Annotated in this window: 2 protein-coding genes; both read right to left on the bottom strand. The window is 65.9% G+C overall.

Going from position 1 to position 24,558, the window contains the following annotated elements; all coding sequences use genetic code 11:
• Positions 1-46 precede the first annotated feature (46 nt).
• Complete coding sequence (locus tag ACQRBT_RS20210) at positions 47-11,392, bottom strand: amino acid adenylation domain-containing protein (RefSeq protein ID WP_412047285.1); 11,346 nt, start codon at positions 11,390-11,392, stop codon at positions 47-49.
• Positions 11,389-24,300: an amino acid adenylation domain-containing protein gene (locus ACQRBT_RS20205; protein WP_412047284.1), complete on the bottom strand. Its 12,912-nt coding sequence runs from the start codon at positions 24,298-24,300 to the stop codon at positions 11,389-11,391. Before ACQRBT_RS20205 ends, ACQRBT_RS20210 begins: the two co-directional genes overlap by 4 nt.
• Between the last annotated feature and the right edge of the window lie 258 nt (positions 24,301-24,558).

The following is a 24,558-nucleotide window of genomic DNA, read 5'->3' as shown; positions in this document are numbered from 1 at the left end:
TCCGTTCTAAAGCGGAACAGTTAAAAATGGGCGCGTTGCATGGCCTTCAAGACACCACCTCCCCAATCACCAAATGCTCAAGCCACCACTGCGCCACTCCCTGAACATTCGGCGCTTTAAGCAAGGTGAAATGATTCCCCTCGCCATACCCCACCTCCAGCCCACTGCCTTGGCGCCGCCAGCCTTCAATCATCAAACCCTGCTCACGCTGATTGCCCGCCATATCCAGGGTCGCGTCGCGTGCCAACACCAGGCGCACCACCCCGCGATACGGCCGCGCCGGCCGATACACCGTGCGCAACGCCGCCGCATAGGTACGCGCAGGCCCCACCATCGCATCCACCGCAGCGCGGGCAGGCAGCAACCCCACGCGCACCATCCCCGCATGCAACGCCTGCCGTTGGGCCACCTCATCGCGCAGGGCAAAGTCCGGCGGATCGATGCCCAGCGACTTGCCGGCCGACACCTGCATGGACTCGATCAAGCGCAGCAGCGCTGCCGTCGAGGTGTATGGCCGCCCTATCACACCGTTGCCACCCGGCGACTCACTGTCGATCACAGTCAATGACGCCACTTCACGCCCCGCAGCCTGCAAGCGCAGCGCCATTTCCAGCGCGACCCAGCCGCCAAACGAATGTCCGATAAGATGCACCGGCCCCTGCGGGCACTCATGCTCCAACGCAGCCAGGCAACACTGCGCCGCCGCTTCCACTTGGCTGTGGGGCACCGCTTCGCCGTCGAGGCCACGGGGTTGCAAGCCATACAGCGGCCAGTCACGCCCCAGCGCCTCACTCAAGCCGACGAAGCCGGTGACGCTGTCACCCGCCCCCGGCACGCAAAAGATCGGCGCATGCCCTGCGCGGCCGCTTTGAATGCGCAGCAGCGGTTGATGCACGGCCTCTTTGACCGGCACCCCCGTTGCCAATGCCTCGTTCAATGCGCGGCCCAACGCCTGGATATGCGGGGCTTGCATCATGCTCTGGTGATCCCCCGGCACTTCGATGCGGCGCAGTTGCCCCGGCGCCAACGCGTCGCTCCAGCCCAGCGATTCACTGCGTCGCGACAGCTCGGTAGGCCGTTCCTGGGCACTGAACAGATGCACCGCCAGCGGCAGCGGGAACAGGCTGTAATGCGCCAACGCATGTCCATGCCCGACTTCCCGCTCGATGAAATTCAAGAGGTCGGTGTCCGTCGCCGCCGCCATTTGCGCGTATAGCAGACCTTGATCGCGACAGCGTTGCAGCAGGCCCGCAAAGTCCAGCTGTCCAAGGCCTGCCTCCAATTGCTCAATACTCGCCAACTCATTGATACCTCCCTGGGCTTTCCAATAGGCGCTGCACTGCAACAGCAAGTGGCGCTTGAGCGCGTCCGTACCGCTCCAGCGCGCCTTGCCTTGGTCGGTCATGCGCGGCACGTAGCTGTCGATCAGCCCGAGAAACGCGACCGGCTCGTCCAACCCCAGCAGTTGCATGGCGACTTCATAGGCCAGCACCCCGCCAAACGACCAACCGGCGATCCGGTACGGCCCATGGGGCTGGAGGCCGCGAATCAGACCGACCAGGCGCGCCGCCAACCCTTCCATGGTGTTCAAGTGCGGCTCGCCGAGGGGCACGCCCGGCAGGCCATAGATGGGGTAATCGCCGGGCAGATGCTGGCCCAGCGCCGGGAAGTACACGTCCATGCCGCTGAACTCGTGCACCAGGAACAGCGGCGGCTGCGAACCGCCGCTGCGCACCGTGACCACCGACGTCTCACGCACCGGCTCATCGGCACGCTCGCGCAGCATCGCCGCCACGGAGGCCACGCTGGCATGCTGGAACAGCTCGGCCAGGGACACCGGCAAACCGGCCTCCTCCATCAGCTTGACCAGGCGGATCGCCAACAGCGAATGCCCACCCAACTCGAAGAAGCTGTCATGCCGCCCCACCTGCTCAAGTTTCAGCACCTCGGCCCAGAGTGGCGCCAAGGTTTGCTCCAAAGCGTCCATCGGGGCTTCGAAATCGCGATGGGCCAACGCCTCCCTGTCAGGTATCGGCAAGGCTTTACGGTCGACCTTGCCATTGGCGGTCAATGGCAACTGCGCCAAGGGAACAAAAGCCGACGGGACCATGTACGCCGGCAACTGACCTTGCAGAAAGGCACGCACCGCGTCGACGCCGACCGGTTCGCCGGACCAGGTGAAATACGCGACCAGACGCTTGTCGCCCGGTACGTCCTCACGCGCCAGCACCACCGCCTCCCGGACGCCGGTGCAGGCGGCCAGGCGCGCTTCGATCTCGCCCAGCTCGATGCGGAAACCGCGGATCTTCACCTGGTCGTCATTGCGTCCGATGCACTCCAGCAGGCCGTCCGCCGTCCAGCGGCCGAGGTCGCCGGTGCGGTACATCAGGCTGCCCGGGTTGAACGGGTCATCGACAAACTTCTCGGCGGTCAGCTCAGGCCGGTTCAAATACCCCTTGGCCACGCCGTCGCCGCCGATGCAGATTTCGCCGCTCACCCCCAACGGCAGCGCTTGCAGTTGCGCATCCAGCACATAGACCTGGGTATTGGAAATCGGCCCGCCAATCGGCACGCTGTCGGCGCTTAGCGCCAGCGCACGCACTTCATGCGTGGTGGCGTAGGTGGTGGTTTCGGTCGGCCCATAGCAATGCACCAGGCGCACAGTCGGTGCCCGTGCCAGCAACGTGCGGAAGGCGGCCGGGTCGGCCCGCTCGCCGCCACACAACAATATGCGCAAACCGGCCAATGCGTCCGGGATCATCTGCACATACTGGTTGAACAGCGCCGTGGTCACGAACAGCACCGTGGCGCCGGCCAGCGCCGCGCCGAACGCGGCCGGGTCGAGCAAGGTGGCATGGTCGATCACCTGCACCTGGCCGCCGTTGAGCAAGGCGCCCCACACGTCCATGGTACTGGCGTCGAAAGCCGGGTTGGAGGCAAAGGCCACGCGGTCACTGGCATTGAAGTCGGCATAGCCATTGTTGAGCACCAGCCGGGTAATGCCGCGATGCGGCACCAGAACGCCTTTGGGCGCGCCGGTGGAGCCCGAGGTGTACATGATGTACGCCACGCTGTCCGACGCCTGCGACAGGGCCGGGTTATGGCTCGGTTGCGGGTCAAGAACCAGGGTGTCCAGGTCCAGCCGCTGCGCCGAATGCACGGTACGCATATCGCTGCGGGTCAACAGCCAGGTCGCGCCGCTGTCTTGCAGCATGAAGTCCTGGCGCTCGGCCGGCGCGTTGAGGTCCAGTGGCACGTAGGCGGCCGCGCATTTGAGGATCGCCAATTGGCAGACCAGCAGGTCCAGCGAACGCGGCAACAGCATCGCCACAGGCTCGCCCGGCTGCACGCCCAGCCCCAACAGATGATGGGCCAGGCGGTTGGCGCGGGTGTTCAAGTCAGCGTAGCTCAAGCCGTGTTCGCCATGCCGTGCCGCCACGGCATCCGGTCGTGCCTGGGCCTGGGCTTCGTACAGGCGCTGCACCGTGTGTTCACGCGGGTACGCCCGAGTGGTCGCGTTGAAGCGCAGCAACTGCCGTTGCTCGACGTCGGGCAGAATCGGCAAGCGCCCGATGGCGATAGCGCTGCCCTGCTCCAGCGCCTGCACGATGTGCTCAAGGGCGACATTCAGGTAGTCACACAGGCGTCGGGCACCCGGCCCCATGGCCTTGAGGCTGAAACCGTCGCCCAGGTCATCCACACTCAGCGACAGCGCATAGTTGGTGTGCTCCTGCGCCTTGAGCAATTGAATGCCTTGCCACGCCTCGGCCACTCCAGTGGCGTGCGGCGCGCTGTGGCGATAGTTGAACAGCACGTTGAACAACGGTGTTCCCACCGGCACACCGCTGCAACGTTGCGCCACGGCCAGCGGTGCGTGTTCATGGCTGAGCAGTTGGCTCAGGCGTGCGTGGGTGGCGCGCAGGGCATCACGCACCGCGTGTTCGCCGAGGTCGACGCGCAGCGGCAGAGTATTGATAAATACGCCCATGGCCCGCTCGGCGCCTTCGCCGCCTTGCAGGCGGCCGAGCATCACCGTGCCGAACACCACCTGCTCACGCCCCGCCACCTTGCCCAACACCTGGGCCCAGGCCAGGTGCATCAGGCTCGCTGCGCTGACACCCGACAGACGCGCCTGGCTGCGCAGGCGCTGGCTGAGTGACGGGTCTATTGCCACCTGCACCGGCTCATCAGGCCCCAGCGGCTCGACTTGCGTCGGCTCATCGATCTCACTGAGCATCTCGCGGAAGAAGCCTTCGTGATCGTCCCCACCCGGTCGGGTCTGGGCCAGCGTCTGGGCTACATAGTTGCGATACGGAACGGCCTCTCCCAAGGTGTCCGAAGCCCCCAGCAGAAAGGCTTGCAGCTCCTGTTGCAGGATGTCCAGGGCGACGTGGTCCATCACCAAGTGGTGGAACAACAGCGTGGCGACCAGCCCTTGCGCCGCCTCGGCGCACACCAGGCGCATCAACGGTGCCTGGCCCAGGTCCAGACGTTGCGGCAACGCGCCGGTTTCAACCCGCAACACCGCGTTGCGCCACACGACTTGTACCGGCTCCTCCAGGCCGTCCCAGTGGAACGATGAGCGCAGCACGTCATGCCGCTGGATCACCGCCTGCAACGCCTGGGTAAAGGCGTCCAGGCGCGCCTGGCTGTCAAAGCCGAATTGCGCCTGAAGCACATAAGCGTCAGCGCCCTGCGTCGCACGATGCTGATACAGCATCCCGGCCTGCAACGGCGCCAGCACGTAGATATCCTGCACATTCGCCACGCCCCCCGGGATGCAGGCGACGATCCGGTCGATGGCCGGTTGATCGAGCTGGATCAACGGCAGCATATCCGGGGTGATCCGGGTGCAGTCCGCGGCAATCCGATTGGCCGGCACCGCCACTTCGCGCCCGCCGCCCAACGCCGCCGCCAGACCCGCCAGCGTCGGTTGGCCGAACAGCACCTTCACATCCGCCGACAAGCCCAGGCGGCGCATGCGCCCCATCAGGCTGACCGCCAGCAACGAGTGCCCGCCCAACTCGAAGAAGTTGTCGTGACGGCCTACGCGCTCCACGTTGAGCAGCTCGGCCCAGAGGCTGGCCAGGCTGATTTCCGTATCGCCCTGGGGCGCTTCGTATTCGCGCCTCCCCAGCGCATCCACATCCGGTGCCGGCAGTGCCTTGCGGTCGAGCTTGCCGTTGGGGCTCAGCGGCAAAGCCTCAAGATGGACGAAGACGGCCGGGACCATGAATTCCGGCAGGTGGTGCAGGAGGTGAGCACGCAGTGCTTCGACCGCAGTCGGCACGCCGGTGTAATAGGCGATCAGCCGGTCTTCGCGCGCCACCACCGCCGCTTCGTTGACCTGGGCATGTTCCAGCAGTCGCGCCTGGATTTCCCCCAGTTCGATCCGCAGGCCACGGATCTTCACCTGGTCATCGTTACGGCCCAGGTACTCGATATTGCCGTCGGGCAAATAGCGGCCCACGTCCCCGGTGCGATACAGGCGCCCGTGGGTGAACGGGTCGTCGAGGAAACGCTCGGCGGTCAGTTCCGGGCGGTTCAGGTAACCCCGTGCCACTTGCACACCGCCGATAAACAATTCACCGACCACGCCCAGCGGTACCGGCTGCAACTGCGCGTCCAGCAGGTACATGCGGGTATTGGCAATCGGCTTGCCGATCGGCGTGTTGTCCGGAGTCAGCGGCCCGGCGCAGTTCCACGCCGTCACATCCACCGCCGCCTCTGTCGGGCCATACAGGTTGTACAGGGCGATCCCCGGCAACTGCTGCTTGAAGCGGCGCACCAGGCTGCCCGGCAACGCTTCGCCGCTGCACATCACCCGCACCAGCGCGGCTGCCTGGCTCAGATCGTCGTGAGCGAGGAACACCTCGAGCATCGACGGCACAAAGTGCAAGGTGGTGATGCGTTCGGCCTCGATCACCTCGCACAGGTAGGCCGGGTCTTTGTGCCCGCCCGGGCGCGCCATCACCAGGCGTGCGCCGGTGAACAGCGGCCAGAAGAACTCCCACACCGACACATCGAAACTGAACGGGGTTTTCTGCAGCACCGTATCATCGGCGGTCAGCCCGTATTCGTCCTGCATCCACAGCAGGCGGTTGACCACCCCCGCGTGCTCGTTGATCACGCCCTTGGGCTGGCCGGTGGAGCCGGAGGTGTAGATCACATACGCGGTCTGGCTGGCTACCTGGGGATTCTCCGCCGACAGGTGCTGCCAGGTCGGGCGGTCCAGGTCGACCACCGGCACCTGGCCGAGCAAGGTATGCGTCGTGCCCTGGGCCAGCACTACCCACGGCGCGCTGTCCTTGAGCATGTAGGCGATGCGCTCCAGCGGGTAGGCCGGGTCCAACGGTACATAGCCGGCACCGGCCTTGAGAATCGCGTACAGGCCGACCACCATTTCCAGGCCGCGCTCCACGCAGATAGCGACCCGCGCGCCCGGTTGCACACCCAACGCCATCAGGTGATGGGCCAACCGATTGGCTTGTGCATTGAGTTCGGCGTAGGTCAACTGCCGATCACCGGCCTTGACGGCCACGGCGTGCGGTGAACGCTCGACCTGAGCCTCGAACAACCCATGCAGGGTCTGGTCGAGGTTGTAATCGACCTGCGTGGCGTTGAAGTCGAACAGCAGGTGCTGGCGCTCGCGCTCATCCAGCAGCGGCGCATGTTCCAGCACGGCCTGGTCGTTATCGACCATGGCCTGCAAGACCCGCTCGAAGTAACCGACATAACGCTCGATTGTCGACTCATCGAACAGCGCCACGGCGTATTCCAACGATCCGATCAAAGTGCCCTGCACTTCTCCCAGGTCCAGGGACAGATCGAACTTGGCAAAGTGGCTGTTCTCCACAATGCTCTCCAACGCCAGGTCACCCAGCGCCAGGGCCGGGGCGCTGCTGTCCTGCCAGGTCAGCAGGGTCTGGAACAGCGGGCTGTGCGCCAGGCTGCGCACCGGGCGGGTAATCTCCACCACTTGTTCGAACGGCAGGTCCTGATGGGCCTGGGCCGCCAGCGTCAGGCGCTTGACCCGCGCCAGCAGGGCCTCGGTGCTCAACTCACCCGAGGTATCGATGCGCACCGCCAGGGTGTTGACGAACAGCCCGATCAGCCCTTCCACCTCGCTGCGCGTGCGGTTGGCCACCGGCGAGCCGATCACCAGGTCCTGCTGCCCGGACAACCGCGCCAACAACGACGCCCAGGCCGCCATCAAGGTCATGTACAGCGTGGTGCCATGCCGCTGGCTCAAAGCCTTGAGCCCGGCCGTGAGGCGTTCATCCAGGCGCACGGCGACGCTGTTGCCGGCGTAGTCCTGCTGCGCCGGGCGCGGGCGATCGGTGGGCAGCGTGAGCAAGGCCGGGGCGCCGTCCAGCGCCTGCTGCCAATAGGCGCTCTGGCGCTGCAGCACTTCACCGCTCAACCACAGGCGCTGCCACACGGCAAAGTCGCCGTACTGGATCGGCAGCGGCGGCAACGGGTCTGGCTGGCCGTGGCTGAACGCCCGGTACAGCGCCATCAGCTCACGGGTCAGCACGCCCATGGACCAGCCATCGGAAACGATGTGGTGCAGGGTCAGCAACAGCACATGGTGATCGTCGGCCATCACCACCAGGCGGCCGCGCAGCAATGGGCCCCGCTCCAGGTCGAACGGCGCCGACGCTTCGCCCTGGATCAGCGCATCCAGCGCCTGTTGCGGTTGTGGGTGGCGGCGCAGGTCCTGTACTTGCAGGGGCAGCATCTCCTCGGCCGGAACCACCAGCACTTGGGCTTCGTCACCGTGCTGGGCGAAACGGCTGCGCAGGGTTTCATGCCGCGCAACGATGCGTGCCAGTGCGCGCTGCAACGCCTCTACGTGCAACTGCCCGCGCAGGCGCAGGCCAATGGGGATGTTGTAGGCGGTGTTGGCGCCTTCCATCAGCGCCAGGAACCACAGGCGCTGCTGGGCGAAGGACAGCGGGATGTGTTCATCGCGGTTGGCCGGGAGGATGTCCGGCAAGGTGCTGCGGCCGGCCTGGGCCAACACGTCGCTGACAGCGGCAAGTTCCGCGTTGGCAAACAAGTCCCCCAGCAACAGCTCCACGTCCAGGCGCTGGCGTACCTGGGACACCATGCGCATGGCCAGCAACGAGTGCCCGCCCAGTTCGAAGAAATGGTCGTGCCGCCCGACGCGCTCGACCTGCAGCACATCGGCCCAGATCTGCGCCAGCTGGGTTTCGATTTCGCCTTGGGGCGCCGCGTATTCACGGCTAAACACCGCCGCCATGTCCGGCGCCGGCAGGGCCTTGCGGTCGAGCTTGCCGTTGGCGGTCAGCGGCAACGCGTCGAGTTTCACGAAGGCCGCCGGTACCATGTAGTCCGGCAGGTGCGCCACCAGATGGGCACGGATGCCTGCCACCGTCAGCGGGTCCAACTGCGGCTTCTCGGTGAAATAAGCCACCAGCCGCTCGTCACGCACCAGCACCACGGCTTCGAGGATGCCGGGCAGTTGGTTCAGTTGGGTTTCGATCTCGCCCAACTCGATGCGCATGCCGCGGATTTTCACCTGGTCGTCATTACGCCCCAGGTACTCGAGGTTGCCGTTCGGCAGCCAACGCGCCAGGTCGCCGCTGCGGTACATGCGCCCGCCGTTGAACGGGTCTTGCAGAAAGCGTTCTGCGGTCAGTTCCGGGCGGTTCAGGTAACCGCGCGCCACGCCCTTGCCGCCCACATACAACTCGCCTGCCACGCCCAGGGGCACCGGGCGTTGTTGTTCGTCCAGCACGTACACCGTGGCATTGGCGATGGGTTTGCCGATATGCAGCGGCTGCCCCACTTCGACCTTGCCGGAAGTGGCAACCACCGTGGCTTCGGTGGGGCCATAGTTGTTGATCAATGCAAAGCGCTGCGCCCGCGCAAACTGGCGCAGGCGGTCGCCGCCGATCAACAGGGTGCGCAGCGTCGGATGTTCGATCTGTTGGCTGAAGGCGTACTCGGCCACCGGTGTCGGCAGGAAGCATACATCCAGAGGTTGCGCGCCCCACCACGCCAGCAAGGCGTCGATGTCTTCACCGCCCTCCTGGGTCGGTGCCAAGTGCAGGGTCGCGCCCACACACAGTGCCGGCCACACTTCCCAGGCCATCGCGTCAAAGCCGAACCCGGCCACGCTGGCGGTATGGCGCCCGGCACACAGGTCAAAGGCGTGGCAATGCCAGTCCACCAGGTTGGTCACGGTGTGGTGTTCCACCATCACGCCCTTGGGCAGGCCGGTGGAACCGGAGGTGTAGATCACGTATGCCAGGTTCGACGGCGTGACGCCGGTCTTGGGATTACTCGCCGAGTGGTGCTGCCAGGTGTAGCGATCCAGGTTGATCACCGGCACGTCCAGCACCGGCAGACGCTCGAGCAACGCCTGCTGGGTCAGTACCGCCACCGGGGCGCTGTCGCTCAGCAGGTAGTTCAGGCGCTCGGCCGGGTGGGAGGGGTCCACCGGCACATAGCAGGCCCCTGCCTTGAGGATCGCCAGCAACCCGGCCAGGGTGTCCAGGCCACGGCGGGCGACGATGGCCACGCGGTCGTCGGGCTGCACGCCCAGCGCGATCAGGTGATGAGCCAGCAGGTTGGCTTGCTGGTTCAGCTCGGCATAGGTGCGTTGTCGGCCTTGGTGCACGGCGGCAACGGCGTCGGGCGTGAGCGCGGCCTGGGCCTCGATGCGCGCGTGCACCGAGGTGCCCTGGGGGAAGTCGGCCTGGGTCGCATTGAACTGCTCCAGCAGCAGCTGTTGTTCGCAGGCAGGTACGACCGCGATCTGGTTGAGCGCCGTGTGGGGCGCCTGCTCCAGCGCCGTCACCAGGTTTTCCAGGGCGGTTTGCAGGTAGGCGCAGACGCGTTGCGGGTCCACTTGGGTACTGGCCAGCAGGCTCAGGCCAAAGCCTTCGCCGAAGTCATCCACGCTCAAGGTCAACGGGTAGTTGGTGCGTTCTTCGGCGCTGAGCGCGGTGATGCCGGCCCAGGCCGATAAGGCCTGCGCATCCGTGGCCGACGCGCTGTGACGGTAGTTGAGCAAGGCGCTGAACAACGGCGTCGGTGCCACCACCCCACTGCAACGCTGCGCCAGGGCGAGCGCCGCATGTTCATGGCGCAGCAAGGTGGTCAGGCGCACGTGCGTGGTCTTGACCCCGGCACGCACGTCCTGGTCATCCACGTCCACGCGAAACGGCAAGGTGTTGATGAAGATTCCCAGCGCACGCTCGGTGTCATGGCTGCCTTGCATACGGCCCATCAAGACCGTGCCGAATACCACCTGCCGCTTGCCGGCGAGCACGCCCAGCACCTGTGCCCAGCCCATATGGAACAGGCTGGCGGCGCTCACCGCCAACAGCCGTGCCTGTGCACGCAGGCGCTGCCCCAGCTGCGGCGACAGCGGCAGGCTGACTTCAGTGATGCCACGGGCATCGCCCTGTACATCCTGCAAGCCGAACGGCAAGGTCGGCTCGCTGATATCGCCGAGCATCTGGCGGAAGAACGCCTCGTGCTCCTGCTCGCTGACCCCCAGTCGCGCCTGGGCCACATAGTTGCGAAACGGCACCGGCTGACCGAGCGCCGCGCCCTGCCCCAACAGGCACGCCTGCAGTTCATGGCACACCACTTCAAGGGCGCTGTGGTCCAGAGCCATGTGGTGAAACAGCAAGGTGGCGACAATCCGCGCATTCACCGGGTCATCGGCGCGCACCAGGCGCAGCAACGGCGCCCGGGTCACGTCGAGGCGATAGTGACGAACGTCGAACAGCCCGTGCAGTTGCGCCGCGATGTCGCCATCGGCGGGGTCCAGCTCAAGGGCCTGCACCGGCAGGCGAGCCTGGCGCCAGACCACTTGCGAGGGCTCGCACAAGCCTTCCCAGACCACACTGGTACGCAGGATGTCGTGCCGGTCCATGACGGACTGCAGGGCCTGGACAAACGCGTCGAAACGCTCAAGGCTGTCGAAGGCGAACTGCGACTGCATCACATACGGGTCACCGTGCTCGGCGCTGACGTGATGGAACAGGATGCCTTCCTGCAGCGGCGCCAACGGGTAGATGTCCTGGATATTCGCGACACCGCCATCGACCGTGGCGATGAGGCCGTCGATCTCCTCCTGGCTCAGCGTCGACAGGCTCAACATCGCCGGGGTGATGCGCTCGGCACCCAGCGGGATGCCATTGGCCGGCACCGTTACTTCACCGGCCTTGGTCGCCGAGTATTCGCCGCCCTTGATCAACTCGATCAGCGCCGGTTTGTGTTCGCGCAACGCGGCCAGCAGTGCCGGGTCTTGCAACGCTTGTTTATTGCCTTGCACCGACAACTGCTCACCCTTGAGCGCCAGTTGGACACCCTTGGTTTGCAGCGTCGCCAGTAGTTCGAGGATGCTCACAGGACGATCTCCATTTGTTCGATGACGGCGGCGTAGCCCGCCAGGGTCGGCTGTTCAAACAGCGCCCGCACATCGGCTTCCATGCCTTCCTGGCGCAAGCGCCCGATCAAGCTCACGGCGAGCAGTGAATGCCCGCCCAGTTCAAAGAAATTGTCATGGCGCCCTACCCGCTCCACGCCAAGCAGCTCGGCCCAAAGCCGGGCCAGCAGGGTCTCGGTGTGACCTTGCGGCGCCTGGTATTCGCGCACGATCAATGCCTCCATGCCCGGCAGCGGCAACGCCTTGCGGTCAAGCTTGCCATTGGGGCTCAGCGGCAGCGCGTCGAGGTGCACGAACAGGGCGGGCACCATGAAGTCCGGCAGGTGCTGCAACAGATGGGCGCGCAGTATTTCGATGTCGGTGTGCACGCCGGTGTAGTAGGCGATCAGCCGCTCTTCGCGGGCCACCACCGCTGCTTCATTGACCTGCGCATGCTCCAGCAGGCGCGCCTGGATTTCGCCCAGTTCAATGCGCAGGCCACGGATCTTCACCTGGTCATCGTTACGGCCCAGGTACTCGATATTGCCGTCGGGCATATAGCGGCCCACGTCCCCGGTGCGATACAGGCGCCCTTGGGTGAACGGGTCGTCGAGGAAACGCTCGGCGGTCAGTTCCGGGCGGTTCAGGTAACCCCGCGCCACTTGCACCCCACCGATGAACAACTCACCGACCACGCCCAGCGGCACCGGCTGCAACTGCGCATCCAGCACATACATCCGGGTGTTGGCGATGGGTTTGCCGATCGGCGTGTTGTCCGGTACCTCGGGGCGTGCGCAGTTCCAGGCCGTCACGTCCACCGCCGCTTCTGTCGGGCCATACAGGTTGTACAGGCCGCTCCCCGGCAACTGCTGCTTGAAGCGCCGCACCAGGCTGCCCGGCAACGCTTCGCCACTGCACATCACCCGCACCAGCCCGCTGGCCTGGCCAACATCGCCATGGGCCAGAAACACATCGAGCATCGACGGTACAAAGTGCAAGGTGGTGATGTGTTCGGCCTCGATCACGTCGCACAGGTACGCCGGGTCTTTGTGCCCACCCGGGCGCGCCATGACCAGGCGCGCACCGCTCAACAGCGGCCAGAAGAATTCCCACACCGACACGTCGAAGCTGAACGGGGTTTTCTGCAACACCGAGTCATCGGCCTTGAGGCCATAGGCGTCCTGCATCCACAACAACCGGTTGACCACGCCCGCGTGTTCATTGATCACGCCTTTGGGCTGGCCCGTGGAACCCGAGGTGTAGATCACATAGGCCGAGTGCCGGACGCTCAGGCCGGGCAACTGGGGGTTGGTGGCGGGCTGGTGCTGCCAGGTGACCGAATCCAGATCAAGCAGCGGCACGTCGCCCAACAACGCGCGGGTGGCACCTTGCGCCAGTACCACCACCGGTGCGCTGTCTTGCAGCATGTAGGCGATGCGCTCCAACGGGTACGCCGGGTCCAGCGGCACGTAGGCGCCACCGGCCTTGAGGATGGCCAACAGGCCGACCACCATGTCCAGGCCCCGCTCGACGCAGATACCCACGTGTGAATCCGGCTGTACTCCGAGTTCCCGCAGGTGATGGGCCAGGCGGTTGGCACGTTCATTAAGCTCTGCGTAGCTCAGTTGCTGCTCAGCGGCCTTGACCGCCGGCGCATTCGGCGTTTTCACCACCTGCGCCTCGAACAGGCCGTGCAGGGTCTGGTCGAGGTTGTAGCTGACATCGGTGGCGTTGAACGCCACCAGCAGTTTCTGGCGCTCGTCGTGGCCCAGGACCGGCAGACGATTGAGCGCCTGGTGCGGTGCCTGCTCCAAGGCGTCAACCAGGCCCGCCAGGGCCGTCTGCATATAACCGCACACTCGCTGCGCATCGAACTGCGCCAGGGCGGTGACTTCGTAGCCATCGCCCAGGTCATCCACGTTCAACGTCAGCGGGTAGTTGGTGCGCCCATCGTTGACCAGCGTCTGCATGCCTTCCCACGCCTGCTGTGCCTCGGCGGCACGCGTGGCGGCGCCGCGATGGCGATAGTTGAGCATCGAGCTGAACAACGGCGCCGGTGCCGCCACCCCACTGCAACGCTGGGCCAGGGCCAGGGACACGTGTTCATGCCCGAGCAACGCGGTCAGCCGCGCATGGGTGGCCCGCACGGCCACACGGGCGCCTTGCGCATCGATATCCAGGCGCAGCGGCAAGGTATTGATAAACACCCCGAGCGCCCTGTCGGCGCCCTCGCCGCCTTGCATGCGCCCGACCAGCACCGTGCCGAACACCACGCTGTGGCGCCCCGACGTAGCCGCCAGCACTTGGCCCCAGGCCAGGTGGAACAGGCTTGCGCTGCTCACGCCAAGCAACCTGGCCTGGGCGCGCAGGCGGCGGTTGAGCTCGCTGTCCAGGCGCAGGCAGTGTTCCTCGATCTCACGGCCGTCGCCGCGCACATCCTGCAAACCGAACGGCAAGGTCGGCTCATCGACGTCGCCGAGCATCTCGCGGAAGAACGCTTCGTGCTCCTGTTCGCTGACGCCCAGGCGCGCCTGAGCCACGTAGTTGCGGTACGGCATGGGGGCGACGGTTGGCGCGGCGTGGCCGAGCAAATGGCCCTGCATTTCGCGCAGCACCACGTCGAACGCGGTGTGGTCCAGCGCAATGTGGTGATACAGCAACGCCGCGACTACGCGTTGGTTGGCCGGGTCCTGGGCGAACATCAAACGAATCAGCGGGGCCTGGCGGATATCCAGGCGATAGCGGCGGGCATCGGAGTGTGCGTACAGCGCCGCCAACACATCGCCGTCCAACTGCAACTCTTCCAGCGGCAACTCGGCACGGCGCCATACCACTTGCAGCGGCTGCACCAGGCCCTCCCAGACCACGCCGGTGCGCAGGATATCGTGACGGTCGATCACCTGTTGCAGCGCCTGGGCAAAGGCTTGCAGGCGCTCGAGGCAATCAAAGGCCAGGTGCGATTGCAGCAGGTACGGGTCGCCCTGCTCGGCGCTGAGGTAGTGATACAGCATGCCTTCCTGCAACGGCGCCAGCGGGTAGATATCCTGCACATTGGCCGCGCCACCGGGCACCTGGTTGACCACCTGGTCGAGGGTCGATTGATCGAGGTCGACCAGGGTCAGCATATCCGGGGTAATACGCGCACAATCGGCGGCAATCCGGTTGGGCGGCACCTGCACTTCGCGGCCACTGCCCACGGCGCCGGCCAGGGCGGCCAACGTCGGCTGGCTGAACAACACGCGCACGTCGGCGCTCAGGCCGACCTGGCGCATGCGTTCGATCAGGCTGACGGCCAGCAACGAATGCCCGCCCAGCTCAAAGAAGTGGTCATGGCGCCCGACACGCTCCACTTGCAGCACCTCGGCCCAGATCCGCGCCAGGGTGGTTTCCACATCGCCCTGGGGCGCCTCGTAGTCGCGGCTGAGCAACGCAGCCTGATCGGGCTCCGGCAGGGCCTTGCGGTCCAGCTTGCCGTTGGCGGTCAGGGGCCACGCGTCGAGCTTGACGTAGGCGACCGGCACCAGTGCGTCCGGCAGTTGCGCTTGCAGTTGCTCGCGCAGCGTCTCGATGGCCGGCGCTTGCTGCGCGGTAAACCAGGCCACCAGGCGAGCGTCACGCACCAGCACCACCGCTTCGTCAACGCCAGGCAAGGCGGCCAGGCGGCTTTCGATTTCGCCCAGTTCAACGCGTACGCCGCGCACTTTCACCTGGTCGTCGTTACGGCCCAGGTACTCGAGATTGCCGTCGGGCAACCAGCGCGCCAGGTCGCCGGTGCGGTACATGCGCCCAGGGTTGAACGGGTCTTGCAGGAAACGCTCGGCGGTCAGGTCCGCACGGTTCAGATAGCCCCGCGCCACACCGCAACCGCCCACGTACAACTCGCCGACCACACCGACCGGCACCGGGCGCAACTGCGCATCGAGCAGGTAGGTGTGAGCATTGGCGATCGGCCTGCCGATGTGCAGCACCTGCCCGGCGCGCACGCGGCCGGAAGTGGCGACCACCGTGGCTTCGGTGGGGCCGTAGTTATTGATCACCGCAAAGCGTCGTTCCTGGGTGAACTGGCGCAGGCGGTCACCACCGATCAGCAGGATGCGCAATGTCGGGTGCAGCAGGTTCTGGCTGAAGGCGTACTCGGCCACGGGCGTGGGCAGGAAGCTCACATCCAGCGGCTGTGCCAGCCACCAGTCGAGCAGTGCGTCGATGTTCTCATTACCCATTTGGGCCGGCGGCAGGTGCAGGGTCGCGCCGGCGCAGAGTGCTGGCCAGACTTCCCAGGCCATCGCATCAAAGCCGAAACCGGCGACACTGCTGGTGTGGCTGCGCGCATCCAGGCCGAAGGCTTCGCAGTGCCAGTGCACCAGGTTTTCCACGGTCCGGTGTTCCACCATCACGCCCTTGGGCTGGCCGGTGGAGCCGGAGGTGTAGATCACGTAGGCCAGGTGCGCGGGGGTCAGGGTCGGCAGTTGCGGGTTGCTGACGGGGTGGTGCTGCCAACGGTCGCCCTGCAGGTCCACGGTGGGCACCGCACCGAGCAGGTCACGGGTGCCGGCCTCGGCCAGCACCGCCACCGGGGCGCTGTCCTGCAACAGGTAGGCGATACGCTCGGCGGGGTAAGCCGGGTCGATGGGCACATACCCGGCGCCGGCCTTGAGAATGCCCAGCAACCCGACCAGCATCTGCGGGCCGCGACGGCAGCACAGCGCCACGCGGTCATCCGGCTGCACACCCTGTTGCAGCAGGTGATGAGCCAACTGGTTGGCGCGTTGATTGAGTTGCTGATAGGTCAGCGACTCCTCCTCCTGCTGCACGGCAATCGCGTTGGGCTGGCGTTCGACCTGGGCTTCAAAGGCGCCATGCACGGTATGCCCGGTGGGGAAATCCACTGCAGTGTTGTTGAACTCGCGCAGCAGGGTTTCACGCTCAGCCGCCGGCGGGATCGACAGCTGATTGAGCGCGGTGGTGGCGCCGCTTTCCAGGGTCGCGACCAGTTGCTCGATGGCGGCGTGCATGTAGCCGCACAGGCGCCGGGCGCCGATCTGCGGCAGCGCCAACACGCTCAGGGCAAAGCCTGTTCCCAGGTCATCGACACTCAAGGTCAGTGGGTAGTTGCTGCGTTCTTCACCGCCCAACAATTGCACGCCTTGCCAGATGCCCTGGCCGTCGCGGGCCATTTCGTCAGGCGTGCTATGGCGGTAATTGAGCAGCGCGCTGAACAGCGGCACGGCCGCCGCCACGCCGCTGCAACGTTGCGCCAGGGCCAGCGACGCATGTTCGTGGCCGAGCAATGCACTCAAGCGCGCATGGGTGGCCTTGACCGCCACCGTCGCGCCGACGGCTACATTGACCCGCAGCGGCAAGGTATTGATGAACATGCCCAGCGCACGGTCGGCACCGTCGCCGGCCTGCATGCGGCCCATCAACACGGTGCCGAACACCACGTCGTCGCGCCCAGACACCAGCCCCAGCACCTGCGCCCAGGCCAGATGCATCAGGCTCGCCGCGCTGACGCCCAGCAGGCGCGCCTGCTCACGCACCCGCAGCGCCAGGGCTGCCTCCAGCGGTTGCTCGGCTTCTTCGATATCCCGCCCATCGCCCTGCACATCCTGCACGCCAAAAGGCAAGGTCGGTTCATCGACATCGGCGAGCATTTCGCGGAAGAACTGTTCATGTTCCGCCACGCTCACCCCCAGGCGTGCCTGGGCCACATAGTTGCGAAACGGCGACGGCGCAGGCAAGGCATCGGCCTGATCGAGCAGGCAGGCGCGCATTTCCTGGCCGACCACGGCCATGGCGGTATGGTCCAGCGCCAGGTGGTGGAACAGCAGGATCGCCGCGACTCGCTGATGGTTCGGGTCCTGCGCATAGACCATGCGCAGCAGCGGCGCCTGGGTGATGTCCAGGCGGTAGTGGCGGGCGTCGAAACGCGCGTGCAGTTGTTCGATGACACTACCCTCCGCCGGGTCCAGGGTGACTTCCTGCACCACTAGCTGGGCGTCGCGCCACACAACCTGCACCGGGCTGTCCAAGCCTTCCCAGACCACGCCCGTGCGCAAGATATCGTGGCGCGCAACCACCTGTTGCAGCGCGCCCATGAAGCCTTGCAAGCGCTCGAGGCTGTCGAACGCCATGCGCGACTGCAACAGGTAGGGATCGCCCTGCTCGGCGCTGATGTGGTGATAAAGGATGCCTTCCTGCAGCGGTGCCAGCGGGTAGATATCCTGCACATTCGCCGCGCCCCCCGGGACGCTGGCGACGATCCGCTCGATCGCCGCCTGATCGAGTTGCACCAGGCTCAGCATCGCCGGCTCGATGTGCGTGCAACCCGCCGGGATACCGTTGGCAGGCACCACGACCTCACGGCCGCTGCCGACCGCCGCCGCCAACGCGGCCAGGCTCGGCTGGCTGAACAGCACGCGCACATCGGCGCTCAGGCCCACCTGGCGCATGCGTTCGATCAGGCTGACGGCGAGCAACGAATGCCCGCCCAGCTCGAAGAAATGGTCGTGACGCCCCACGCGTTCCAGCTTGAGCAGGTCCTGCCAGATCTGCGCCAGCAGGGTTTCCACTTCGCCTTCCGGCGCTTCGTAGCCACGGCTGAGCAGCGCGCTCTGATCCGGTGCCGGCAAGCCCTTGCGATCCAGCTTGCCGTTGGCGGTCAGGGGCAACAGCGCGAGCCAGACATAGGCCGAAGGCACCATATAGTCCGGCAAGCGTGCTTGCAGGTGGGCACGCAACGCTTCGATCGGCAACGCCGCGTCGCCGGTGTAGTACGCCACCAGGCGCTTGTCGCCAGGCTGGTCTTCGCGGGCCAGCACCACGGCGTCCTTGACCCCGGCAAACGTGGCCAGGCACGTCTCGATTTCGCCCGGTTCGATACGGAAGCCGCGAATCTTCAATTGCAGGTCATTGCGCCCCTGGTAGAGCAACGTGCCGTCGGCCTGCCAGCTTGCCAGGTCGCCAGTGCGGTACAGCAGGCCGTCACCAAAGGGGTTGGCGATGAATTTTTCGGCGGTCAGTTGCGGCTGGTTCAAGTACCCCTTGGCCACACCCGCACCGCCGATATACAGCTCACCGACCACACCCAGCGGCAGCGGTTGTTGACGGGCGTCGAGCACATAGGCCTGGGCATTCGCGATTGGCCGGCCGATGGGGATGCCGCCCTCGCCCACCGCAGTGATCTCGTGGGTGGTGGAGAACGTGGTGGCTTCGGTCGGCCCGTAGCCGTTAAGCAGGTGCCGGGGCTTGCCGTGCCGGAGCACGCGGCCGATCACCAGCGGGTCGAGGACGTCGCCGCCGACGATCAGGTAACGCAACTGAGGCAACACCGGCATCAGCGCATCGGCGTACTGATGGAACAGCCCGGCGGTCATCCACAACACACTGACGGCCTGCTCCTGCAGCAATGCGGCGAACGCCGCCTGGGACAGCAGCACGGCCTGGTCGACCACCACCACGCAACCGCCATTGAGCAATGGCGCCCATACGTCGAGGGTGCTCGCATCGAACGCCGGGTTGGAAGCGAAGGCCACGCGGTCGCGTTCGTTGAAATCGGCATAACCGTTGTTGAGCACCAGGCGCGAGATGGCGCGGTGCGGCACTTGCACACCCTTCGGGGCGCCGGTGGAGCCGGAGGTGTAGAGGATGTACGCCACGCTTTCCGAGCTTTGCGCCAGCTCCGGATTGCGCGCTGACTGCGCCTCCAGATTCAGGTCGGCCAGGCTCGTGAGCACCCGGTGTGCGCCACTGTCCTGCACCATGTACGCCTGGCGGTCCACCGGGGCGTTGATGTCCAGCGGCACATACACCGCCGCGCACTTGAGGATCGCCAACTGACACACCAGTAGATCGAGGGAGCGCGGCAGGGCAATCGCCACGCTTTCGCCGGGCTGCACGCCTTGCTGGAGCAAGTGATGGGCCAAGCGGTTGGCGCGCCGGTTAAGGTCACGGTAACTCAGCGACAACGCGCCGTGCACAGCCGCCACCGCCTCCGGCCGGGCCAGCGCCTGGGCTTCGAACAGTTGCTGCACGGTGAGTTGCGACGGGTATTCGCGGTGGGTGGCGTTGAACGTCACCAGCAGTTGATGACGCTCGGCGGGCGGCAGGATCGACACCGCCTGCAACGGCGTGGTCGGCGCTTGCTGCAAGGCGCTGACCAGGTGGCGCAACGCGGTGAGCATGTATTCGCCCACACGTTGCACATCCAGGCTGGCCACGCCTTGCACGGTGAGCGCGAACCCGCTGCCCAGGTCATCGACGTTGAGGACTAGCGGGTAATTGCTGCGCTCTTCGGAACTGAGGATTTGAATGCCCGCAGCGGCGAACGGGCTGTCGCCCGGGGCTTCATCCGGCGCGCTGTGGCGGTAGTTGAGCAGCGTGCTGAACAACGGCAATGAACCCGGCACACCGCTGCAACGCTGGGCCAGGGACAACGAGGCGTGCTCATGCCCGAGCAATTGCGCCAGCCGCGCATGGGTGGCACGCACCCCGGCCTGTACGCCGACAGTGCCGAGGCTGACCCGCAGCGGCAAGGTATTGATGAACATGCCCAATGCGCGGTCGGCGCCCTCGCCGCCCTGCATGCGGCCCAGCAAAACGGTGCCGAACACCACATCCTGCTGGCCGGACACCTGGCCCAGCACCTGCGCCCAGGCCAGGTGCACCAGGCTGGCAGTGCTCACACCCAGTTGCCGCGCCTGTTCGCGCAGGCCCTGGCCAAGGGACGGCTCCAGAGGCAGGTGGGCTTCGAGGATGCCGCTGCCGTCGCCGTTCACGTCCTGCAGGCCGAACGCCAGGGTGGGCTCATCGAGATCGCCGAGCATGTCGCTGAAGAAGGCTTCGTGCTGCGCCTGGGTCACGCCGAGGCGCGCCTGGGCCACGTAATTGCGGTACTGCACCGGTTCCGGCAAGTGCGCGTCATCGCCGGACAGGCTGGCGCTCATCTCCTGTACCAGCACTTGCAGCGCGGTGTGGTCGAGCAGGATGTGGTGCAACAACAGGATGCCGACCAACCCGTCCGGCGCCTGGGCATAGGCAAAGCGCATCAGTGAGGCGCGCGACAGGTCGAGGCGATAGTGGCGCGGGTCAAAGCGCTGCTGCAGTTGCGCCAACGCATCCTGGCCCGGGCTTTCCAGGCGCTCGACGGCCAGCGGCGCCTGGCGCAGCACCACTTGCACCGGTTCCTCCAGGCCCTCCCAGAGAATGCCGGTGCGCAGGATGTCATTGCGTTCGATCACGCGATGCAGCGCCTGGACGAACGCGTCCACTGCGGCCTGGTCGGTGAAACGCAACTGCACCTGCAACACGTAGGGATCGCCCTCGGTGGTTGCCAGGTGGTGGTAGAGGATGCCGGCTTGCAGCGGGGCCAGGCCGTAGATGTCCTGCACGTTGCCAAGGCCGCCGGGTACGCCGGCGATGATGTGGTCGATCGCCGCCTGGTCCAGCTCTACCAACGGCAGCATCTGCGGCGTGATCTGTTCGCAGGTTGCGCTGATGAGATTGGCCGGGACCTGGACCTCCCGCTGCCCGCCCACCGCCGCCGCCAACGCGGCCAGGGTGGGCTGGCCGAACAGCACGCGCACATCGGCACTGAGGTCGGCCTGGCGCATGCGTTCGATCAACTTGACCGCCAGCAACGAGTGCCCGCCCAGCTCGAAGAAGTTATCGTCACGCCCCACGCGGTCGAGCTTGAGCAGCTCTTGCCAGAGGCCGGCGATGGTGGTTTCCACCGCGCCCTGCGGGGCGGCATAACCACGGCGCACCAGCGCATCGGTATCCGGGGCGGGCAACGCCTTGCGGTCGAGCTTGCCGTTGGGGGTGAGCGGCAACTGGTCCAGCCGTACGAAGGCGCTGGGCACCATGTAGTCAGCCAGGCTGCGCAGTAGATGATCGCGCAAGGCGGCGGTGCTGAGTTCGCCGTCGGCAATCACATAGGCCACCAGGCGTTTGTCGCCCGGTTCATCCTCACGGGCAATCACCACGGCGTCACGCACGCCGTCGGCGGTGGCCAGGCGCGCTTCGATTTCGCCCAGTTCGATGCGGAAGCCGCGGATCTTCACCTGGTCGTCGTTGCGCCCCAGGTATTCAACGCTGCCGTCGGCCAGCAGGCGGCCCAGGTCACCGGTCTTGTACAGGCGCTGGCCGGTGACCGGGTCAGTGAGGAAGCGTTCGGCGTTCAGCGCCGGTCGGTTCAAGTAACCACGCGCGACACCGGCACCGCCGACGTACAACTCGCCGGCCACGCCAAACGGCAAGGGCTCGCGAGCCGCATCGAGCACGTACAACTGCAAGTCGGGAATACGCACGCCAATCGGGCTGACACCCACCAACTGGGCATCCGCCGCCTGCAAGGCGCGATAGGTCACGTGCACGGTGGTCTCGGTGATGCCGTACATGTTCACCAGTTGCGTGCCGGCATTGATTGCACGGGCATACCACGGCTTGAGCAGGCCCGGCTCCAGGGCTTCACCGCCAAAAATCACCTGGCGCAGAGAGTGCGCTGCGGGGCTGCGGCCTTGGGCGGCGATCAACTGCCGGAACGCGCTCGGCGTCTGGTTGAGGATGCTCACGCCCGCCTCGCAGAGCAGCGTGTAGCACTCATCCGGCGAGCGGCTGACCAGTTGCGGCACGATCAGCAACTGGCCGCCGTGCATCAGCGCGCCCCAGATTTCCCACACCGAGAAGTCGAAGGCAAAGGAATGGAACAAGGCCCACACATCGTTGGCATTGAAGCCAAACCAGTGCTCGGTGGCCGTGAACAGCCGCGCCACTTGGCGGTGTTCGATCATTACGCCCTTGGGCAAACCGGTGGAACCGGAGGTGTAGATCACGTAGGCCAGGTTGGCCGGGCCCAACGCCAGTCGCGGGTTGACGATGGATTCCTGGCCCAGGTGGTTGAGGTCGATCTGTGTCAGCTCACCGACCAAGTGCGCAGTGTTGGCCTGCACCAGCACGGCCACCGGCTCGCTGTCGTGCAAGGTGAAGGCGATACGTTCCAGCGGGTAAGCCGGGTCGATCGGCACGTAACCGGCGCCGGCCTTGAGAATGCCCAGCAGGCCGATGATCATTTCCAGGCCACGCTCAACGCAGATCGCCACGCGATCGTCGGGGCGCACGCCTTGGGCCAGCAGGCGGTGAGCCACCTGGTTGGCGCGTTCGTTGAGCTGACGGTAGGTCAAACGCCGGTTATCGAAACGCAGCGCGACCGCCTCGGGGTGGGCGGCGGCATGGGCTTCGACTTGCTGGTGGATCAGGGCGTTATCGGCATGATGCGTGGGGCTTTGGTTGAGGCCGTGCAGGAGGGTCTGGCGTTCGGCGTCGGGCAGTATGTTCAGGCCGCTGAGCGGCATATCCGGTCGCTGCTCCAACGCATCGGCCAGGCTTTCGAGGGCCGTATGCAGGTAGCCGGCCACCCGCCCTGCGCCGATGGAAGCCTCGACGATCACGCTCAGTGCAAGGTCTTCGCCCAGGTCATCGACGTTGACCGTCAGCGGGTAGTTGGTGCGCTCCTCGGCGCCCAACACCTGGATGCCGGGGGCGACCTCGATGACGGCCGCCATATCGGTGGCGGCGCTGTGACGATAGTTAAGCATCGCACTGAACAGCGGCGTCGGCGCGGCGACGCCGCTGCAACGTTGCGCCAGCGCCAGGGAGGCATGTTCATGATCGAGCAAGGTGGTGAGGCGCGCATGGGTCGCCCTGACCCCGGCGCGGATGCCCTGCTCGCCCACGTCCACGCGCAACGGCAAGGTATTGATGAACATGCCCAAGGCGCGTTCACCACCTTCGCCCGTGTCCATGCGACCGAGCATCACCGTGCCGAACACCACCGCTTCACGGCCGGATACCACGCCCAGCACACGGGCCAGGGCCAGATGCAGCAGGCTCGCCATGCTCACCCCCAACGGGCGTGCCAAGGTCCGCAGGCGCCGGCTCAGGCCGCTGTCGACGGGGATACGCGCTTCATCGACGCCGTGGCCATCGCCTTGCACATTCTGCAAGCCGAACGGCAACGTCGGCGCGTCGATATCAGCCAGCATCTCGCGGAAAAACGTTTCGTGAGCCTGCTCACTGACGCCCTGGCGTACCTGGGCGATGTAGCTGCGAAACGGCACCGGCTCGCCGGCCTGGGCGTGCTCGCCGGCCAGGTACAGCTGGAGTTCATGGCGCACCCCGTCGAGGGCGGTGTGGTCGAGGATGGTGTGGTGGAACAGCAGCATTGCCACGACCCGCTGGTTGGCCGGGTCGTCTGCGAAGACCAGGCGCAACAGCGGCGCCTGGCCCAGGTCCATGCGGTAAGTGCGCGCGTCATAACGCGCCTGCAACTGGGCCAGCGCATCGCCGCCGTCGCAGCGGATGTCTTCGCACACCAGCGGCGCCTTGCGCCACACCACTTGCAGCGGTTCGTCGAGGCGTTCCCAGACCATCGAGGTGCGCAGGATGTCGTGGCGGTCGATCACCCATTGCAAGGCTTCGGCGAAAGCCTCCAGCCGTGCGCGGTTGTCGAACACAAACTGCGCGTGCAGCACGTAGGGGTCGCCTTGCTCGGCCGAAAGGTGGTGGTAGAGCATGCCTTCCTGGAGCGGCGCCAGGGGGTAGATGTCTTGCACATTCGCCGCGCCACCCGGGATCGCGGCGACGATACGGTCGATGGCGGCCTGGTCGAGGTTGACCAGCGGCAGCATGGCCGGGGTGATGCGGTAAGCCGGGCTCAGCCAGTCACCGCCGTGCTCGGCCACCAGTGCCAGCAGTGCGGGCTTGTGGGCGATCAGTTGATCCCACAGCGCGTCGCTCAGGGCTTCGTCGTCGCCCAGGATGATCAGGTCGCCCTCTTCAGTTTGCAGACGGATCGCATGGGTGGAAATCGCTGCCAATAATTCGCTGAACTGCATGGGGTAACCTGCCTGATAAGTCACGGTTGAGAAGAAAGTCCGTTTTCAGCTGCCGCTTGAATCGGGTGCGCTGCGCGCCCTGGGAAAATAGCGGGCGCAGCCGGGGGGCCTGGGGGGCTTCCGGCTGGTCTGGGACGTTAAGGGGTTTGGCGGGTGGGGGGTGACATGGGAAGTGGGGACACGGGCGGACTTGCGCCGCTCTAGGCAGGGCTTGGGTATCTACAGGATCGGGTACATATCCGTTGCTGCGGAAACGGC

Origin of the sequence: Pseudomonas sp. R19M (genome assembly GCF_050312585.1) — a bacterium.
Classification (GTDB): Bacteria; Pseudomonadota; Gammaproteobacteria; order Pseudomonadales; family Pseudomonadaceae; genus Aquipseudomonas; species Aquipseudomonas palleroniana.
Note: the sequence above shows the minus strand (reverse complement) of the source record. Positions and strands in the feature narration are given on the sequence as shown.

Coding starts and splice junctions, on each gene's coding strand:
- ACQRBT_RS20205 (WP_412047284.1), bottom strand. CDS start 24,300: ATGCAGTTCAGCGAATTATTGGCAGCGATTTCCACCCATGCGATCCGT.